This window comes from Pseudomonas sp. NPDC077451 (assembly GCF_044543345.1).
Classification (GTDB): Bacteria; Pseudomonadota; Gammaproteobacteria; order Pseudomonadales; family Pseudomonadaceae; genus Stutzerimonas.
In genome coordinates this window covers 88,325-105,597 of the sequence record NZ_JBITVX010000004.1, presented here as the reverse complement: position 1 = coordinate 105,597, position 17,273 = coordinate 88,325, and the positions used below count along the sequence as shown (strand labels likewise).

Here is a 17,273-nt window from a genome sequence, read left to right as displayed (position 1 = left end):
CCTTGGATCAACCGATCTGGGAAATTTTCAGCAGGTACTTGAGGTCGTCGAGGATCGCCTTGCCATTGGCTTTGCTGTCATAGCGCAGCACCAGATTGCCGTGCGGGTCGACAATCCACAGCTGTGCGCCATCCGGTAGATCAGGATTTGCGCCGTATACGTTGGGATCCAGGGAGTAGCGTTGCAGCTGTGGATACTCGCGCTGCAAACGCTGGGCGTAATCGGCCGCTAAAGGCTGAGCACTGGCAATGGCGTGGCTGGCCCGACCGGCTTCGCGGGCCAGGCCGATGTTGATTTGCCGCGCCAGATAGACCAGCTGCTGGCAGTCTTCGGCGCAGCCATCCGGCGCCGTAACCAGCAGTTCCCAGCGCGGCTCGGCGCCGACCGGTGCGTTGATACCCAGGGCGTCGCGGCCTTGCCCAGTAGCGACCAGGGCGCCGTCATAGGTGCGGGTTTCAGGCACCCAGAAACCGAAACGGTACATCGCGCTTGCCAGCAGCATGGGGCCAATCACAACGGCGAAGATCAGCAGCAGTTGCAAACGCCCCCGGCGCCGTTGCGCCGGTGCAGGCTTATAGGTCGGATTCATCGCGGTCACTGCTTGCTCCCCCGTGCCTGATGCACGCCGAAGTAGATGAACAACGCCAGCAATGCCGCTGCCAGCGCAAACCATTGCACTGCATAGCCGACGTGCTGCTGCGGCTGCATGAAGGTGACCGGCCAGTCGGCACGATACGCTGCCGGGCCCGGTTCCAGCCGCAGCTGGTATTTGATGCCGTCACGGTCGAGCAACTGCCAGATGTCCTCGACCTCGACGTGGTTGATCAGCCGCGGCCAGCCTTCGGCCATGCGTCGGTTGAGAATGAACGGCTCGCCTGACGGCGCGTACACCCACGCGGACAGCTTCAGCGGACGATCCGGGGTGTCGAATTTCGGCGGGATGCGCCGGTCCGGCCAGGGCAGCCAGCCGCGGTTGACCAACACCCAACGGCCGCTGGGTTGATCCTGAAACGGCTGCAACAGTTCGACGCCGACCCGGCCGTCGCGGGTGCGGCTATCGAGCAGGAAGCTGTGCTCAGCGTCGAAGCTGCCCTGCAAGTTGATGCGCGCGTAGGCGGGGTCCTGGAGAGTTTCGATCTGCTCCGGCCCCAATGGCGCTGCGGCTTCGCGCGCCTCCTGACGCGCCAGCATGTCGCGCTTCTGGTCGGCGCGTTCCAGCTGCCAGAAACCCAGCCAGACCAGAAATGGCAACAGGCACAGCACCACAAGTGTAGGTATGACGCCCGGCTTGAAGCCGCTCATACCCGGCCCCGCAGCGTATTGATCCGGCTGGCTATACTGCACCCCCACTTACCCCCAGTCACCTGTCACGGCGGACCCGCTCATGCTCAAGGCGGCGATTGTTCTGTTATTAGTAGCCACACTGGTCAGTCTGTTCAGTGGTCTGTTTTTTCTCGTCAAGGATGAGGGCCATACATCACGCGTGCTCACGGCCCTCTTCGTTCGCGTCTCCCTCACCGCAATGACTGTCGCCCTGATCGCATGGGGCTTTTATAGCGGGCAGTTGCAGCCCGGTTTTGGCGCCTGATCGCGCTAGATCACGTAAACGAAGACGAACAGGCCAATCCACACCACATCCACGAAATGCCAGTACCAGGCTGCAGCCTCGAAACCGAAATGCTGCTCAGGTGTGAAATGGCCGCGAAAGCTGCGCACCAGCATGACTGTCAGAATGATCGCGCCCATGGTCACGTGGGCGCCATGGAAGCCCGTGAGCATGAAGAAAGTGGCGCCGTAAATGCCCGAGCCCAGCGTCAACCCAAGCTCGGTATAGGCGTGGATGTACTCCTCGATCTGCAGAACCAGGAAGGCCGCACCCAGCAGCACGGTCAGGCCAAGCCCAAGCTTGAGCTGCTTGCGGTTGCCCTTGCGCAGGGCGTGATGAGCCCAGGTCAGGGTGAAGCTGGACGTCACCAGCAAGATGGTGTTGATCAGCGGCAGCCCCCAGGGGCTGATGGTGCCGGACGGCGCGGGGTAGAACCTCGGGTCCGGGTTGTTCAGCAGCGGCCAGCTGTACTCGAAGTTCGGCCAGAGCATGGCGCTGACGCCCTTGTCACCATCACCGTCGAGCCAGGGGCCGACCCAGTAGCGGATGTAGAACAGCACGCCAAAGAAGGCGAGAAAGAACATCACCTCGGAAAAGATGAACCAGCTCATTCCCCAGCGGAACGAGCGATCCATCTGCGGGCTGTACAGGCCGGCGCGGCCTTCTCGCACTACCGCGCCGAACCAGCCGAACATCATGTAAGCGATCAACAGCGCGCCGACGAAAAAGATCACCGGCCCGCTGATCTCGTCGCGACCGGCCTTGAGGTCATTGAACCAGCTGCCCAGGCCGAACACCGTGGTCAGCAGCGCGACGGTCCCGACGATTGGCCATTTGCTCTGGGCGGGGACGTAATAATTCTCGTGCGTGGTGGTCTGTTGGCTCATTGCAGACTCTCCTTGGCCACCACCAAAGACGCCTGGGAAAGGACGGCGACGGGAGGTTGGCGAGACGTGATGTCGAACAGGGTGTAAGCGAGCGTCAGGTGACGCACATCCGCAGGCAGATCACGGTCGACGATGAAACGCACCGGCATTTCGATGCGCTCACCGGGTTGCAGCACTTGCTGGGTAAAGCAGAAGCATTCGGTCTTGTGAAAAAAAGCTGCCGCCTTGGACGGCGACACGCTGGGCACCGCCTGGGCGGTCATCGGTTTGTCCGTCGGGTTGTAGGCGATGAAGCGCATTTCACGGCTGGAGCCGGGATGAACGCTCAGCTGGTCAGCCACCGGCTTGAATTCCCAGACCATCCCTGACGCATTGGTGGCAAGGAATTGAACCCGCACCTCGCGATCTTCATCCACTGTCTGCACCCCTTGGTAGGCCCCTGCCGTCTTGCCGTTGATGCCGAACGCCTTGCACATGACGTCGTAGATCGGCACCAGCGCGAAGCCGAAGGCGAACATCGCCACGACCACCAGCAGCAGTCGGCGTACCAGACGGGGTATGGGCAAGGAATCGCTCATCGCACGCTCATCGCACAGTGTTTTTCGACACGCGCCGGGTGTAGCTCACTTTGATTGCAACCACTCCGGTGGGCTGAAGCCCACCCTACCGGGTCGTTATGGCGTGCTGAAGCGGAGCGCTGACCAGCCCCTCCGGGTTCCTGGTAATGCCAGGCGCCACGTAGGGTGGGCTTCAGCCCACCAACGGCACTACCTACCACGCGTCCGATAGCCACGGCGCAGCCCGTCGAGGCCACCCGAAGCCCAGCCTCCGGCCTCCAGCCTTTAGCGGCTTGTGCCCTAATCATGCTTGGGGCCCGTCCGATGCTCGTGCAGCTCTTCTACCGAAGGCGGCACGCTGAAGGTGTGGTACGGCGCCGGTGACGGCACGCTCCACTCCAGACCCTCTGCACCGTCCCAGGGCTTGGCTGCGGCAGCCGGGCCGCCGCGGATGCACTTGATGACGATGAACAGGAACAGCAGTTGGGTTGCGCCGAACATGAACGCGCCGATGCTCGAAACCATATTGAAGTTGGCGAACATCATGTTGTAGTCCGGGATCCGCCGCGGCATGCCGGCTAGCCCAACGAAGTGCATCGGGAAGAACGCCAGGTTCATGCCGATGAAGCTCATCCAGAAATGCAGCTTGGCCAGGGTCTCGTCGTACATGTGCCCGGTCCATTTGGGCAGCCAGTAGTAGGCCGAAGCGAAGATCCCGAAGATCGCACCGGGCACCAGCACGTAGTGGAAGTGCGCCACCACGAAGTAGGTGTCGTGGTACTGGAAGTCCGCCGGAGCGATGGCCAGCATCAGCCCGGAGAAGCCGCCAATGGTGAACAGGATGACGAAGGCCACCGCAAACAGCATCGGCGCCTCGAAGGTCAGTGAGCCTCGCCACATGGTCGCCACCCAGTTAAACACCTTCACGCCAGTGGGCACCGCGATCAGCATGGTGGCGTACATGAAGAACAGCTCGCCGGTCAGCGGGATGCCAACGGTGAACATGTGGTGCGACCAGACGATGAACGAGAGGAAGGCGATCGCCGCTGTGGCATAGACCATCGAGGTGTAGCCGAACAACGGCTTGCGCGAAAACGCCGGGATGATCGAGCTGACCGCACCGAATGCCGGCAAGATCATGATGTACACCTCGGGATGGCCGAAGAACCAGAACACGTGCTGGAACAGCACCGGGTCACCACCGCCGGCCGCGCTGAAGAAGCTGGTGCCGAAGTGGATGTCCATCAGCATCATCGTTACCACGCCCGCCAGCACCGGCATTACTGCAATCAGCAGAAAAGCTGTGATCAGCCACGTCCAGACGAACAGCGGCATCTTCATCAGCGTCATGCCCGGTGCGCGCAGGTTGAGGATGGTGGCGACCACGTTGATCGCCCCCATGATCGAACTGATGCCCATCAGGTGAATGGCGAAGATAAAGAAGGTCACCGATTCGGGCGCGTAAGTCGTCGACAGCGGCGCGTAGAAGGTCCAGCCGAAGTTGGGCCCGCCACCCTCCATGAACAAGGTGCTGACCAGCAGGCCGAACGCGGCAGGCAAGAGCCAGAAGCTGAAGTTGTTCATCCGTGGCAGGGCCATGTCCGGCGCGCCGATCATCAGCGGGATCATCCAGTTGGCGAGGCCGACGAACGCCGGCATCACCGCACCGAACACCATGATCAGCCCGTGCATGGTGGTCATCTGGTTGAAGAACTCGGGCTGCACGATCTGCAGCCCCGGCTGGAACAGCTCGGCGCGGATGACCATCGCCATCGAACCGCCCAGCAAGAAGGCGCAGAAGCTGAACCACAGGTACATCGAGCCGATGTCCTTGTGATTGGTGGTCAGCAGCCAGCGTGAGAGCCCCTTGGCCGGGCCGTGGTGATGGTCATGCCCGGCATGACCATGATCGTCGATCACTGCACTCATCGCCTGATCCTCTTACTGGGTGGCTTCTTCGGCCTGTTTGAAGACGAGCACGTCTTTCGGCGTGACCATGTCACCCGTATCGTTGCCCCACGCGTGACGCTCGTAGGTCACCACTGCGGCGATGTCGACTTCCGACAGCTGCGGGCCGAAGGCCGGCATCGAAGTGCCCGGTGAGCCTTTCACAACGATGCTGATGTGGTTTTCCGCATCACCCGTGGCGATGGGCGAGCCCTTGAGTGCCGGGAACATCGGCGGCAGCCCTTCGCCTGAAGCTTGGTGACAGGCGGCACAGTTGGTCTGGTAGACCTTCTCGCCACGTGCGGTCAGCTCTTCGAGCGTCCACTCCTTGCTGGTGAGTTCGGCGAGCTTGGCAGCTTCGGCCTTCTTCTCGCCGAGCCAGGTGGCGTAGTCCTCCTGGGACTTGACCTCCACCACCACCGGCATAAAGCCGTGGTCCTTGCCGCACAGCTCGGTGCACTGGCCCCGGTAGATGCCAGGCTGGTCGACCCGGGTCCAGGACTCGTTGATGAAACCCGGAATGGCATCCTTCTTCACCGCCAGATCTGGCACCCACCAGGAATGGATGACGTCTGCCGCAGTAATCAGAAAGCGCACCTTGGCGCCGACTGGAATCACCAGCGGCTCGTCCACTTCCAGCAGGTAGTGCTCGCCCTTGGGCGCCAGGTTGTTGATCTGTTCACGCGGGGTGGTGAGGTTGCTGAAGAACTCGACGTCTTCCCCCAGGTACTTGTAGTGCCACTTCCACTGATAGCCGGTGATCTGGATATCCACGTCCGATTCGCTGGAGTCGTAGATGTGGATCAGCGTGCGGGTCGCCGGTACCGCCATGGCGACGAGGATCAGCAACGGAATGATGGTCCAGAGCACCTCGACCTTGGTGTTTTCGTGGAAGTGCGCCGATTGCAGCCGCTTGGAGCGGCGGTGGGCGAACATCGACCAGAACATCACCGCGAACACCAGCACGCCGATGATCACGCAGATCCAGAAGATGGTCATGTGCAGATCGAAAACGGAACGACTGACGTCTGTGGCACCGGAACGCATATTCAAGTCCCAGGCCCCGTGGGCCTGACCGAATAGCGAACACAATCCAATCCCCATCCAGGCTCGTGGATGTCGCGACATTGCGGGTTCCCCTTATGGTTCTTGTTATCCCGCCGACCGCCTGTCCGGCTGCAGAGCAGCGCAAAACGCTCGCTACGACAGCCTGACCACGCTCCGATCTGGCTCCCCCCAATTCCTGGTTGCCAGTCCTCGCTTTGCACGCGCAGTCGGATTCAATCGGTACGCTTACGATCGGAGTATAGACAGCGAACCCGGACTGGCAATTAATCAGGTGCCTGGGCTTGCCTCGGCCTGTGCGGCGTCGTGGTCGTTCTTCTTCACGCCTCGAATGTTCATCAGCGCCAGACACACCTGCAGCGTGATCAACGCCCAGGCCTCGGCATACCAGCCCCAGATGACCCAGAGCAGGTTGCTGAGCAGGAAGCACCAGAACCCCACCGTTCGCCGTTGCGGTTTGAGCGAGCCGATCAGCCACGCTGCCAACACCGTGACCACCATTGCCGGCCATTGCAGAAGATCGATCCAGTCCACCTTGCCTCCAGACGCGAATGCGCGCCGGACCATACCGGCGCCGCAGCGATATCTGGATTGGTGCGCTGAGCGCTTCGTATAGTTCCGGTGAACTGCCCTACGGCCCGGTCCTGACTAGAGCAGATTCATCTGCTGCCCGGGCGGAGCGAAGCGACTGCAATCGAGCCCGTAGTTCTGGTCACGACGGTTGTAGCCCAGCCGCTTACAGGCCAGCTGAAAGCGCTGCGCCAGCAATTGCGCGAACTGTCCTTCTCCACGCATGCGGCTGCCGAAACGGCTGTCGTAATCCTTTCCGCCGCGCGACTGCCGTACCAGGCTCATGACGTGAGCGGCACGTTGCGGGAAATGCTCCTGCAGCCATTCGTCGAAGAGCGTGGCGACTTCGTGAGGCAACCGCAGCAGCACGTAGCCAGCCGAGCGCGCTCCGGCCTCCCGCGCGGCTTCGAGCATGCGCTCCAGCTCCATGTCGTTGATCATCGGAATCATCGGCGCGCACATCACGCTGACCGGCACACCCGCCTCATGCAGGGTGCGCAACACCCGCAGCCGCGCCGAAGGCGACGCCGCGCGCGGCTCCATGATGCGCTTGAGCTCATCGTCCAGCGTGGTCAGGCTGACCGAGACGCTGACCAGCCGCTGCTCGGCCAGCGGCACCAGCAGATCCAGATCGCGCAGCACCAGCGAGCCCTTGGTGATGATGTGCACCGGATGCTTGAAGCGCAGCAGGATTTCCAGCGCACGGCGGGTCAGCTGCTGTTCGCGTTCGATGGGTTGATACGCATCGGTGTTGACGCCCAGCGCAATGGGCTGAGGCACGTAGCCCGGCTTGCTCAGCTCCTGCTCGAGGCGTTCGGCGAGGTTGGTCTTGGCGATCAGCCGCGTCTCGAAATCGATCCCCGGCGACATGTCCCAATAGGCATGGCTGGGCCGCGCAAAACAGTAGATGCAGCCGTGCTCACAGCCCCGATAGGGATTGACCGAGCGGTCGAAGCCGACGTCCGGCGACTGGTTGCGGGTCAGCACGCTCTTGGCCGTCTCGAACCGTACCTCGGTGGCGCGGGTCAGCGGCACGTCCTGTTCCCAGCCGTCGTCGTAGGCCTCGCTAGTGGTCGGGGCGAAACGGTTGTCCGGGTTGATCGCGGTGCCGCGGCCGCGCGGCGTGCTTTTCGGCGGGAACATGAAGGGCTCCAAAATACTGTATATGAATACAGTATCAGAATACGGCAAAGCCTCTCCAATGTCGCCGCACCGCCCGTCGCGCAGGGTGGATCGCGCCTTGTCGCTCCACCGCCCCGCGAGCGACCGGTGATGTCTCATGCAAGAGCGATCGTGGATGTAAAAAGCGGCATCTACCCTATGTCAGGCGACGAACCCCAAGCCCATCGGCGGACATCACATGCCTGAAGCGCGGCGCACCTGCACCTGGCTGTACTCGGCTTCAGCTGCGTCGCTGAGCTCAATGACACCATGTCTCGCCAGCTCACGGGCGCGCCAATAGAGGAACAGGTCAGTCGCGAAGAAGCCGTCGCAATGGCCCATTACCTCGGCCATGGCGCGGGCGAGCGGCATCCAGTCATTGCCGCAGGCCGACAGCAGCTCGCTGTCGATCCGCGAGTGGTCTTCACCGACGAAACGCCCGTCGACCCAGCGACGTATCGCTGCGCTCTCTTCGACGGCGGCCCGCCATTGATAGGCGAGTTCGGCGATGCGCGCAGGCGCAACGAGGCGCGGCTGATAAAGCGCTGCCAGGGCATCCGGCGCACGCATCGACACCGCCATGCGTGTACCGACTCGGCTGTCACCGGTGCCGCAAGCAACCTCATGCAGCGGTATCGCCGAGCCTTCCAGAGCCGCCGCCACCCGCGCAAACATCAGCTGTTCGGAGGCGCTGTCGCCATGCCAGACCGTAATCTGCCGCGGCTGATCGGGCAGTCGCGCCAGCCACTCCGCATCGTTGGCAATGCCGGAGAAATCCGGACGAGGCTCCAGCCCGATAGGCCAGACTCCTTCCCAGAACGCCATTCGCGTCTCGCATGGCGGGGATTCGATATCCGCGAGCGGCCCAACCGCCAAGTCGTCGCGCAGAATGCGGACCTCATTGCCCTCGGCCAGCAGTTGCCGGACGCTGTCGGCGGCGAGATCGCCACAGGTGATATGCCACATGGCGATTCTCCAATCTATCAGTCGGGTTTTTTCTTCAGCTTCGGGTTGGGGAAGAACTGTACCGCCTGCACCTGCGGATCGGCCGCCTTCGGCTTGGCCTTGTTAACCCGCGTCCCCAGTTCCGAGGGCACCGACTGGCCCTGGGCGTTGAGGGTGTCGGCGTAGCCGCACTCCACGCACTCGCGGTGGGGAACGCCGTCGACGTCCCACATCTTGATGCTGTCGCTGGCACTGCACGCCGGGCACACGGCACCGGCGATGAAGCGCTTGGTGGTTACCTTCGGCTCGTCGCTCATGCCACTTCCTCGGTCAGGCCTAGATGACGCAGCAGCGCGTCGGTGGACGGCTCGCGGCCGCGGAAGTCAACGAACAGCACCATGGGCTCCTGCGAACCACCGCGCGCCAGAATGGCATCGCGGAAGGCACGACCGGTATCGGCGTTGAACACGCCCTCTTCCTCGAAACGCGAAAAGGCGTCGGAGGACAGCACCTCGGCCCATTTGTAGCTGTAGTAACCGGCCGCATAACCACCGGAAAAGATGTGCGCGAAGCTGTTGGGGAAGCGATTGCTGGCCGGCGGACGCATCACCGAAACCTCGTTGCGGATGCTTTCCAGCACCTCGAGCACGCTACGGCCGTCGCCGTGGGTGGCGTGCAATTCGAAGTCGAACAGCGAGAATTCCAGCTGGCGTACCATCACCAGGCCAGACTGGAAGTTCTTTGCCGCCAGCATCTGGTCCAGCTTGTCCTGCGGCAGGCGCTCGCCGGTCTGGTAGTGCCCGGAGATCAATGCCAGGCCTTCCGGCTCCCAGCACCAGTTCTCCATGAATTGGCTTGGCAACTCAACCGCGTCCCAGGCGACACCATTGATACCCGAGGCGCCCGCGTGCTCGACCTGGGTCAGCAGGTGATGCAGCCCGTGGCCGAACTCGTGGAACAGCGTGGTGACTTCATCGTGAGTCAGCAGCGCCGGGCGCTCGCCTACAGGCGGGGTGAAGTTGCAGACCAGATTGGCCACTGGAGTCTGCAAGGTGCCGAGGCAGGTGCGGCGCTTGTCGCGGGCGCCATCCATCCAGGCACCGCCGCGCTTGTTCGGCCGCGCATAGAGATCGAAGAAGAAGCGCCCGACGTGCTCGCCCTTCTCGCGGATTTCGAACAGGCGAACGTCCGGATGCCAGCTGTCAAAGTCTTCCAGCTCGTGGATTTCAATGCCGTACAGGCGCTTGACGATGGCGAACAGGCCGGACAGCACCTTGTCCACCGGGAAGTAGGCACGCAGCTCTTCTTGGCTCAGGCTGTAGCGCGCCTGACGCAGCTTTTCGCCGAAGTAATTGACGTCCCAGCTCTGTAGGTCGGTAACGCCCTGCTCGGCTGCAAAGGCGCGCAGCTCCTTGAGGTCACGCTCGGCGAAGGGTTTGCTGCGCTTGGCCAGATCTCGCAGGAAGCCGAGGACTTGATCGGTGCTCTCCGCCATCTTAGTGGCCAGCGACAGCTCCGCGTAGTTGCCGAAGCCCAGCAGCTTGGCCAGCTCCTGTCGCAGGTCGAGGATCTGCTCCATTACCGGGCCGTTGTCGAACTGACCGGCGTTCGGTCCCTGATCGGAGGCGCGGGTGGAATAGGCGACGTAGACCTCTTCGCGCAGCGCGCGGTTGTCGGCGTAGGTCATCACGGCGAAGTAGCTGGGGAATTCCAGGCTGATCAACCAGCCATCCAGCTCCTTGGCTTTGGCGGCCTCAGCCATCTGCGTCTTGGACGAATCGGTGATGCCGGACAGCAGGCTTTCATCGGTGACGTGCTTGGTCCAGGCCTGGGTGGCGTCGAGCAGCTGGTTGGAAAAGGTGCTGCCCAGCTCGGCGAGCTTCATGCGGATCGCACCGAAGCGCTGCTGTTCGGCGGGCGGCAGGTCAATGCCGGACAGACGGAAATCGCGCAGCGCATGTTCGAGAATGGTCTTCTGCGCGACATCGAAACCGTCTGCTTCAGGGCTCAGCGACAGCGCCTGGTAGGCCGCGAAGAGGTCAGCGTTCTGGCCCAGCTCGGTGGCGTAGGCGGAAAGCTTCGGCAGGCAGGCCTCATAGGCGCTGCGTAGTTCGGCATTGTTGCGCACCGCGTTCAGGTGGCTGACCGGGCCCCAGGCACGACTGAGGCGCTCGTTCATCTCGTCCAGGCCGACGACTAGAGTGCTCCAGTCGAGGCTCTCGGCCGGGCGGCTGAGCAGTTCCTGCAAGGCGACACGGTTGTCACCGAGGACGGCGTCCACCGCCGGCTCGACGTGCTCGGGGCGGATTTCGGAATAAGGCGGCAGGTCGAATTCCCGAAGCAGCGGGTTGGTATCGGTCACGGCATTTGCCCCTTTTTGAATAAGTGATCAGCTGAGCATGTTAAAGACAATTGCCCGACAGCGCAGCCAGCAAACGGATCGATAGCGTGGCGCTATGGATAACCACACAGCAGGACTCAAGCCATAGAGTTGGTACCGTAAAAGGCATTATCGAACCCGCCTCTACCGGCCGTGTGGTTGTATGCAGTAACTGCGACGGTTTACTGCAGCGCGGGTTCCCGCGAAAGGAAAGGGCTTGGTGGGGCACAAGGCGCGCCGCTGCGGCCACGTGGTATGCCGATGGCATGGATCGCCAGCAAGCTGGCTCCTACGGGCATCACTGCGACGGTTCCTCGACGCGGGGTCCCCCAACAGGGCTCATGTCGGAGCGAGTTTGCTCGCGATCAAGGCACGCGGCACCTACGACGCCGCGTGCGATTCCACCGGCAGCTCGGGACGGCGGGCATAGCGCTGGGCGAGCACGGTGCAGACCATCAGCTGGATCTGATGAAAGATCATCAGCGGCAGGATGATCATGCCCACCGCGCTGGTGGCGAACAGCACCTGGGCCATCGGCACGCCAGTGGCCAGGCTCTTCTTCGAGCCGGCAAAGAGGATGGTGATGCGGTCTTCAAGATTGAAGCCGAACACCTTGGCCAGCACACTGGTCAGCCACAACACGATAGCCAGCAACAGGCAGCAGGCGACCACCAGGCCCATCAAATGGCCCAGCGGTACGATCTGCCACAAGCCATCGACCACCGCGCCACTGAACGCGGTGTAGACCACCAGCAGGATGGAGCTTTGATCGACCGTCTTCAGCCAAGTCTTGTTGCGCGTCACCCAGGCGCCGATCCAGCGCCGGGCGATCTGCCCCGCGATGAAGGGCACCAGCAGCTGCAGGACGATCTTGCCGATGGAGTCCAGCGTCGAGCCGCTCTCACCTTCGACGCCCATGAGTAACAGCACCAGTAGCGGCGTGAGAAAGATGCCGATCAGGCTGGATGCGGCAGCGCTGCAGATCGCCGCCGGGACGTTGCCGCGCGCCAGTGAAGTGAAGGCGATGGCCGACTGCACCGTAGCCGGCAGCGCACAGAGGTAGAGCATCCCCAGGTACAACTCGTCGCCCACCATCGGCGTCAACACCGGCTTGAGCGCCAGCCCCAGCAGGGGAAACATGACGAAGGTGCAGGCGAAGACCAGCAGGTGCAGGCGCCAGTGGCCGGCGCCAGCGAGGATCGCCTCACGGGACAATTTGGCACCGTGCATGAAGAACAACAGCGCGATGGCGGCCGCCGTCAGCCACTCAAAGAACACCGCTCCTTGGCCTTCGCAGGGAAACACTGTGGCGATGGCGACCACCGCCAGCAAGGCGAGCGTGAAGTTATCGAAGAGGATGCGCAGCTTGGCCATGAACACTATTCCTTAGGGCTTGCGGGTGACTGGAATCGACCTTAACGTGGGCGCAACCTTCCGACTAACGCCAAGCAGGCACGAAATGTCGCCAATCGGACAAGAAGCCGCATTGATTACCCGCCTGGGCGAACTCAAAGCACTGCCGCGACCCGTCTATGGCCAGCTGGATTCCCCGCCCAACCTCAAGCTCGGCTACCGGCACAGCCATCCCTGGGTGCAGCTGTCCCATGCGGTCGAGGGCGTGCTCGAGGTGCGCACTGACAGCGGCCGCTTCATTGCGCCGCCGCTGCGCGCAGTATGGATTCCCGCCGGCATCAGCCATCAGGTGTTCTGCGCGCCGGACACCTGCATTCGCAGCCTGTACATCGATCGCAGTGTGGTCAGCCATGCACCGGAGCATTGCCGGGTGCTGCAGGTGAGCCCCTTGTTGCGCGAGCTGATCCGACATTTCAGCTCGCTCCCCGAAGCCTATGCCGAGGACGGCGCCGAAGGTCGTCTGGTACAGGTGCTGCTGGACCAGCTGGGATCAGCCCCAGAAGTCGAGCTGGTCCTGCCGCTGCCGACCGAGCCGCGCCTGCATCGGCTGTGCAAGAGTCTGCAGGCGCAACCGGAGTCGCAGGAAGGGCTGGCTGACTGGAGCCGAATCCTGGGGGTCTCGGAACGCACCCTGAGCCGCTTGTTCCTCCGCGAAACCGGGTTGACCTTCCGCGCCTGGCGCCAGCGCTTGCGGCTGCTCAGCGCACTGCCGGCACTCGAGCGAGGCGAACGAGTCACCGACGTCGCGCTGGGCTGCGGCTATGAATCCCTGTCGGCCTTCATCGCGGCCTTTCGCGAACAGTTCGGCGCCACGCCGGGCGAATTCTTCCGGCCCGGCAGCAGTTCCGCCGTTGGCCCTGTCCACTAGAAACCGCCCAATCTTTGAGCTAGAGGAGCAATTCATGAGCATCCGAACCTACCAGGGCCACACGCCCACCTTGGGCGAGCGTGTCTTCGTCGACCCCAGCGCGGTGCTTATCGGCGATATCCAGATCGGCGCGGACAGCTCGGTCTGGCCACTCACCGTGATCCGCGGCGACATGCACCGCATCCGCATCGGCCAACGTAGCAGCATCCAGGATGGCAGCGTCCTGCACATCACCCACGCCGGGCCCTACAACCCGGACGGTTTCCCGCTGACCATCGGTGACGAGGTGACGGTCGGACACAAGGTCACCCTGCATGGCTGCACGCTGGGCAGCCGAATCCTGGTGGGGATGGGGTCCATCGTGATGGATGGCGCGGTGGTAGAAGATGAAGTCATCATCGGTGCCGGCAGCCTGGTGCCACCGGGCAAGACGCTCGAGAGCGGCTACCTCTACGTCGGCAGCCCGGTGAAGCAGGCCCGCCCGCTGACGGACAAGGAGCGCAGCTTCTTCAGCTATACCGCGGGTAATTACGTGAAGCTGAAGGATCAGCATCTGGAGCAGGCCTACGCTGACTGACGTGTTCGCCGCGGATCGCCAGCAAGCTGGCTCCTACGAAAAGCAGTGCCATGCTCACGCGTCTGTTCAAGGCCCTGCGACTCTGGCGCGGTTGCTGATCCAATCCGGGATCGAATCCCAGATTTCGCAGAGGATTGGTGATCCGTAGGAGCCAGCTTGCTGGCGATCATGGCGAGGTGCAAGGAAACATCCCGCCAGACGCCTTGATGCGGTGCCCGCTGATCCATTGCGCCGAGCCCACGCTTGCCCGGGGCCAAGATTGCCAGGGCCAGGTTGCCGGAGCTCGGGTTTGCCGGCCGCGCGCCGAGTGCGGGACAATCGGCGGCCCCCCCAGCAGCCGGCTCGACTTCATGCATCATTCGACCATCCTCTTCGACCTCGACGGCACCCTCACCGACCCGCGCGAAGGCATCACCCGCTCGATTCAGCATGCGCTGGCGCAGCTCGGCATCGACGAGCCGGATCTGACCAAGCTCGAGCCCTTCATCGGGCCGCCGCTGCTGCAAGCCTTCATGGAGTTCTATGGCTTCGACGAAGCGCGCGCCTGGGAAGCGGTGGGGCATTACCGCGAGCGCTTCAAGACGGTCGGCCTGTACGAAAACCTGCTGTTCGATGGCGTGCTTGAGATGCTCGAGCACCTGCGCGGTCAGGGGCGGACGCTCTATGTCGCGACCTCGAAACCCTCGGTGTTCGCGCGCGAGATCGCCCGGCATTTTGCCTTCGATCACCACTTCAAGGTCATCTACGGCAGTGAGCTGGACGGCACCCGCACAAACAAGGTCGAGCTGATTGCCCACCTGATCGCCGAAGAAAGGCTCGATCCCGAGCACACGCTGATGATCGGCGACCGCAAGCACGATCTGATCGGCGCACACCGCAACGGCTTGCAGGCGGTCGGCGTGGGCTACGGCTTTGGCAGCCACGCCGAGCTGATGGCCGAGTCGCCGGCCTACTACTACGCGACCCTGCCAGCGCTGCGGGCTGCGTTCAGCTGATACACGCTACTCGCGTTCAGGCGCAAAGGTCACCGGGGGCGAGCCGTCGGCGTTGATCTGCTCCACCCGTGCCGGGCGACCTTCGCCGTCGAGCCGGACGCGCCCGATCCCCGAGCCGTTCCACAGACGTTCACCGGACTTGCTGCGGCTGGGCAGCCACGGCTGGACGCGCACGCGGCGGCGTTTGGTGAACCAGTTCAGGGGCGAGCGCGGTGAGTACAGCCAGCGATTGAGGCGATCGAACAGGTCCAGCAGACGGCGTGGAAATTCGTTCTTCACCCCGCTGCTGGTGATCTGCCAGATCTTCGGGCCTTCCGCCCGGCCACGCACATGTACCTCGTAGGCGAAGGAGTAATGCACGTCACCGGAGAGGACAACGTAGTTGCCCGGCGTGCGGGTGTGACGAAAGATGTTGAGCATGACTTGGGCGGCGCCGCGATGCGCCATCCAGTTTTCCGCATCGACCAACAAGGACAGCCCGGCCCAGCTGAACACGCGCTGGACAGTCTCGATCAACTTCACCCCGAACATAGGCGCCGGCGAGACGATGACTACCGAGCGATGGTCGAGGATGTGCTGTTGCAGATCGGTGAGCGCCTCCCAATCCATCAGGCCCGAAGGCCGACTCAGGTTGCGCTCGTTTCGCCAGCGGCGGGTGCGGGTGTCGAGCACCACCAGCGCCGGTTCGCTGGCGATGACATAGCCCCAATCACCGCGCAGCAACACCTCGTCCACCACTTGATCATGCAGCGCACAGTCGAGCTGGCCGTCCTCGCCGCTTGCCAGCAATGCCGCGACCGTCTGCAACGACGTGACACAGGCATCCGGCGTATTGCCCCAGGCCTGGCACAGCAAATAACCCAGCAGCGCATTACCGATGATGCGCCGTGAGAAGGGATGGCCGTAGGCGGTCTCCTCCCAGCGCGCACTGAGGTTCCAATCATCGGTGATGTCGTGGTCGTCGAAGATCATCAGCGACGGCAGATGTGCCAGCCCGCGCGCCACCTGCGGCAACCCCTGGCGGAACGCGTCGATGCACTCGGCTTCGCGGGCGTAGCGCTGGGCCATATCCTCGTCCAGCAGCGGCGCCTGTAGCTCGATCAGCGTCCAGGGCACCGGGGACCAGACCAGCAGGTACATGGCCAGGACTTCGCCCAACGTCACCAGATGGTTGTGCGCGCTGGAGGTGGTGAATACCGGTTTCTCTACGCCACCGAAGAAGCGCTCGCGCAGCGCCTCGTTGGACTGGAACGCCGGCAACAGCTGCTCGCGCTGATAGTAAGTGGCCGGGTGCGTCATCAGCTCTTCGCTGTTGGCCACGGTCGCGCCCTCCAGGCATTCGCCGTAGAGCCCGAGCTGGCGGACCAGCGCATGGATGGCGACCAGCATTGGGCCCGCCACATCATCGGCGTACACCTGATCACCGGTCATCAGCAGCGCGGCCGGCCAGCGCTCGGGCGCGTGGCGTACATCCTTGATTAACGAATCGACGGTTACCAGCCCATCCGCCGATGGGTGATGAGGCTTGCGACAGGAACCGTGCAGCAGATCGTCATAGCGCGAGCGGACGACGAAGGCCGGGCGGCCGCAGCCTTCGTGGATCAGGTGCGGCGCCCATTGAGCGATGCCCTGCTCGACGCCCTGTCCGCTGATCAGCAGGTCGTATTCAATCAGTCGATCGACCGGCAGCGGCGTCTCGAGGTGGACATCAATCAGATGCAGCCAGGCCGAGGTGCCGATGCGCAGACGACGGCAGGCCTCCCCTTCCAACGCCAGCGAACGCGACGCGTCACCTTCGGGCTGCAACATCAGGCGCAATGACAGGGGCTCGCAGGCCACCAGCCAGAGCACCAGCCGCCCCGCGTCGAGCCGGCGCAGCATGGGTCCGGCAAGCACAAGGGGAAGGAATTCAGCGGTGTCGGATGGTGCGGAGCTGGGCATGCAACTGCTCAATGGCGGTGGTGGAGCATCAGAGTGTAACGAATAGCGCCGGTTCGCCCTGGATTGAGGTCGGGCTGCTCGGTGGTGAGCCTCAGCCTTGGTAGGGTGGATCGCGCTTCACCGATCCACCGAGCAGTGGCCAACGGTGGATGAAAGAGCATCATCTGCCCTTCGGGCTTGCCCAGCGCCTGGGTTTGCTTCCGTGCAAGTGGTGGGCTAAAGCCCACCCTACTTGCTGAGGCTTGGGTCGTAGGGTGGTTCGCACTTCACCGATCCACCGAGCAGTGGCCAACGGTGGATGAAAGAGCATCATCTGCCCTTCGGGCTTGCCCAGCGCCTGGGTTTGCTTCCGTGCAAGTGG

At 63.0% G+C, this 17,273-nt stretch carries 17 protein-coding genes; 4 read left to right on the top strand and 13 right to left on the bottom strand.

Annotated features, from left to right (window positions below):
- Positions 1–7 precede the first annotated feature (7 nt).
- Together ACIGHL_RS08805 and ACIGHL_RS08800 are read right to left on the bottom strand one after the other, a co-directional pair.
- Complete coding sequence (locus ACIGHL_RS08805) at positions 8–589, bottom strand: PA_0111/PP_0108 family redox-active disulfide protein (protein WP_128119734.1); 582 nt, start codon at positions 587–589, stop codon at positions 8–10.
- Between the two features lie 5 nt (positions 590–594).
- The gene (locus ACIGHL_RS08800) at positions 595–1,302 is read right to left on the bottom strand and encodes an SURF1 family protein (RefSeq protein WP_045422790.1); all 708 of its coding nucleotides are present in this window, start codon (positions 1,300–1,302) and stop codon (positions 595–597) included.
- An 82-nt stretch (positions 1,303–1,384) separates the two neighbouring features.
- Here ACIGHL_RS08800 and ACIGHL_RS08795 point away from each other — a divergent pair, with 82 nt between their 5' ends.
- Positions 1,385–1,588, top strand: a complete 204-nt coding sequence (locus ACIGHL_RS08795) for a twin transmembrane helix small protein (RefSeq protein ID WP_128119735.1) — start codon at positions 1,385–1,387, stop codon at positions 1,586–1,588.
- Between the two features lie 5 nt (positions 1,589–1,593).
- Here the strand turns inward: ACIGHL_RS08795 and ACIGHL_RS08790 are convergent, their stop codons facing one another.
- The 10 genes from ACIGHL_RS08790 to ACIGHL_RS08745 all read right to left on the bottom strand — a co-directional run bounded on the left by ACIGHL_RS08790 (position 1,594) and on the right by ACIGHL_RS08745 (position 12,492).
- Entirely contained in the window at positions 1,594–2,493 is a 900-nt protein-coding gene (locus ACIGHL_RS08790; protein ID WP_128119736.1) for a cytochrome c oxidase subunit 3, read from the bottom strand.
- Complete coding sequence (locus ACIGHL_RS08785; protein ID WP_128119737.1) at positions 2,490–3,071, bottom strand: cytochrome c oxidase assembly protein; 582 nt, start codon at positions 3,069–3,071, stop codon at positions 2,490–2,492. Before ACIGHL_RS08785 ends, ACIGHL_RS08790 begins: the two co-directional genes overlap by 4 nt.
- A gap of 279 nt (positions 3,072–3,350) precedes the next feature.
- Entirely contained in the window at positions 3,351–4,979 is a 1,629-nt protein-coding gene (ctaD, locus tag ACIGHL_RS08780) for a cytochrome c oxidase subunit I (protein ID WP_128119738.1), read from the bottom strand.
- A 12-nt stretch (positions 4,980–4,991) separates the two neighbouring features.
- Positions 4,992–6,125, bottom strand: a complete 1,134-nt coding sequence (gene coxB / locus ACIGHL_RS08775) for a cytochrome c oxidase subunit II (RefSeq protein WP_045422800.1) — start codon at positions 6,123–6,125, stop codon at positions 4,992–4,994.
- A 207-nt stretch (positions 6,126–6,332) separates the two neighbouring features.
- Positions 6,333–6,629, bottom strand: coding sequence for a hypothetical protein (locus tag ACIGHL_RS08770; RefSeq protein WP_413818142.1), 297 nt, complete (start codon positions 6,627–6,629; stop codon positions 6,333–6,335).
- 81 nt (positions 6,630–6,710) lie between these two features.
- Positions 6,711–7,775: a PA0069 family radical SAM protein gene (locus ACIGHL_RS08765; RefSeq protein WP_064481157.1), complete on the bottom strand. Its 1,065-nt coding sequence runs from the start codon at positions 7,773–7,775 to the stop codon at positions 6,711–6,713.
- Between the two features lie 213 nt (positions 7,776–7,988).
- Complete coding sequence (locus ACIGHL_RS08760; RefSeq protein WP_128119740.1) at positions 7,989–8,759, bottom strand: DUF1835 domain-containing protein; 771 nt, start codon at positions 8,757–8,759, stop codon at positions 7,989–7,991.
- A gap of 17 nt (positions 8,760–8,776) precedes the next feature.
- Entirely contained in the window at positions 8,777–9,055 is a 279-nt protein-coding gene (locus tag ACIGHL_RS08755) for a YheV family putative zinc ribbon protein (RefSeq protein WP_064481155.1), read from the bottom strand.
- A complete protein-coding gene (gene prlC, locus ACIGHL_RS08750) occupies positions 9,052–11,100 on the bottom strand; it encodes an oligopeptidase A (protein WP_216707018.1) in 2,049 nt (682 codons plus the stop codon). Before prlC ends, ACIGHL_RS08755 begins: the two co-directional genes overlap by 4 nt.
- Before the next feature lie 399 nt (positions 11,101–11,499).
- Entirely contained in the window at positions 11,500–12,492 is a 993-nt protein-coding gene (locus ACIGHL_RS08745) for a bile acid:sodium symporter family protein (RefSeq protein WP_128119742.1), read from the bottom strand.
- 85 nt (positions 12,493–12,577) lie between these two features.
- Between ACIGHL_RS08745 and ACIGHL_RS08740 the strand changes: the two genes are divergently transcribed.
- The 3 genes from ACIGHL_RS08740 to ACIGHL_RS08730 all read left to right on the top strand — a co-directional run bounded on the left by ACIGHL_RS08740 (position 12,578) and on the right by ACIGHL_RS08730 (position 14,971).
- The gene (locus ACIGHL_RS08740; protein ID WP_128119743.1) at positions 12,578–13,399 is read left to right on the top strand and encodes an AraC family transcriptional regulator; all 822 of its coding nucleotides are present in this window, start codon (positions 12,578–12,580) and stop codon (positions 13,397–13,399) included.
- Positions 13,400–13,433: 34 nt separating this feature from the next.
- Positions 13,434–13,976, top strand: a complete 543-nt coding sequence (locus ACIGHL_RS08735; protein ID WP_128119744.1) for a gamma carbonic anhydrase family protein — start codon at positions 13,434–13,436, stop codon at positions 13,974–13,976.
- A 350-nt stretch (positions 13,977–14,326) separates the two neighbouring features.
- Positions 14,327–14,971: an HAD family hydrolase gene (locus ACIGHL_RS08730; RefSeq protein ID WP_128119745.1), complete on the top strand. Its 645-nt coding sequence runs from the start codon at positions 14,327–14,329 to the stop codon at positions 14,969–14,971.
- 6 nt (positions 14,972–14,977) lie between these two features.
- On the opposite strand, the gene ACIGHL_RS08725 is transcribed toward ACIGHL_RS08730, so the two are convergent.
- A complete protein-coding gene (locus tag ACIGHL_RS08725; RefSeq protein WP_128119746.1) occupies positions 14,978–16,912 on the bottom strand; it encodes a metallophosphoesterase family protein in 1,935 nt (644 codons plus the stop codon).
- Positions 16,913–17,273: the final 361 nt, after the last annotated feature.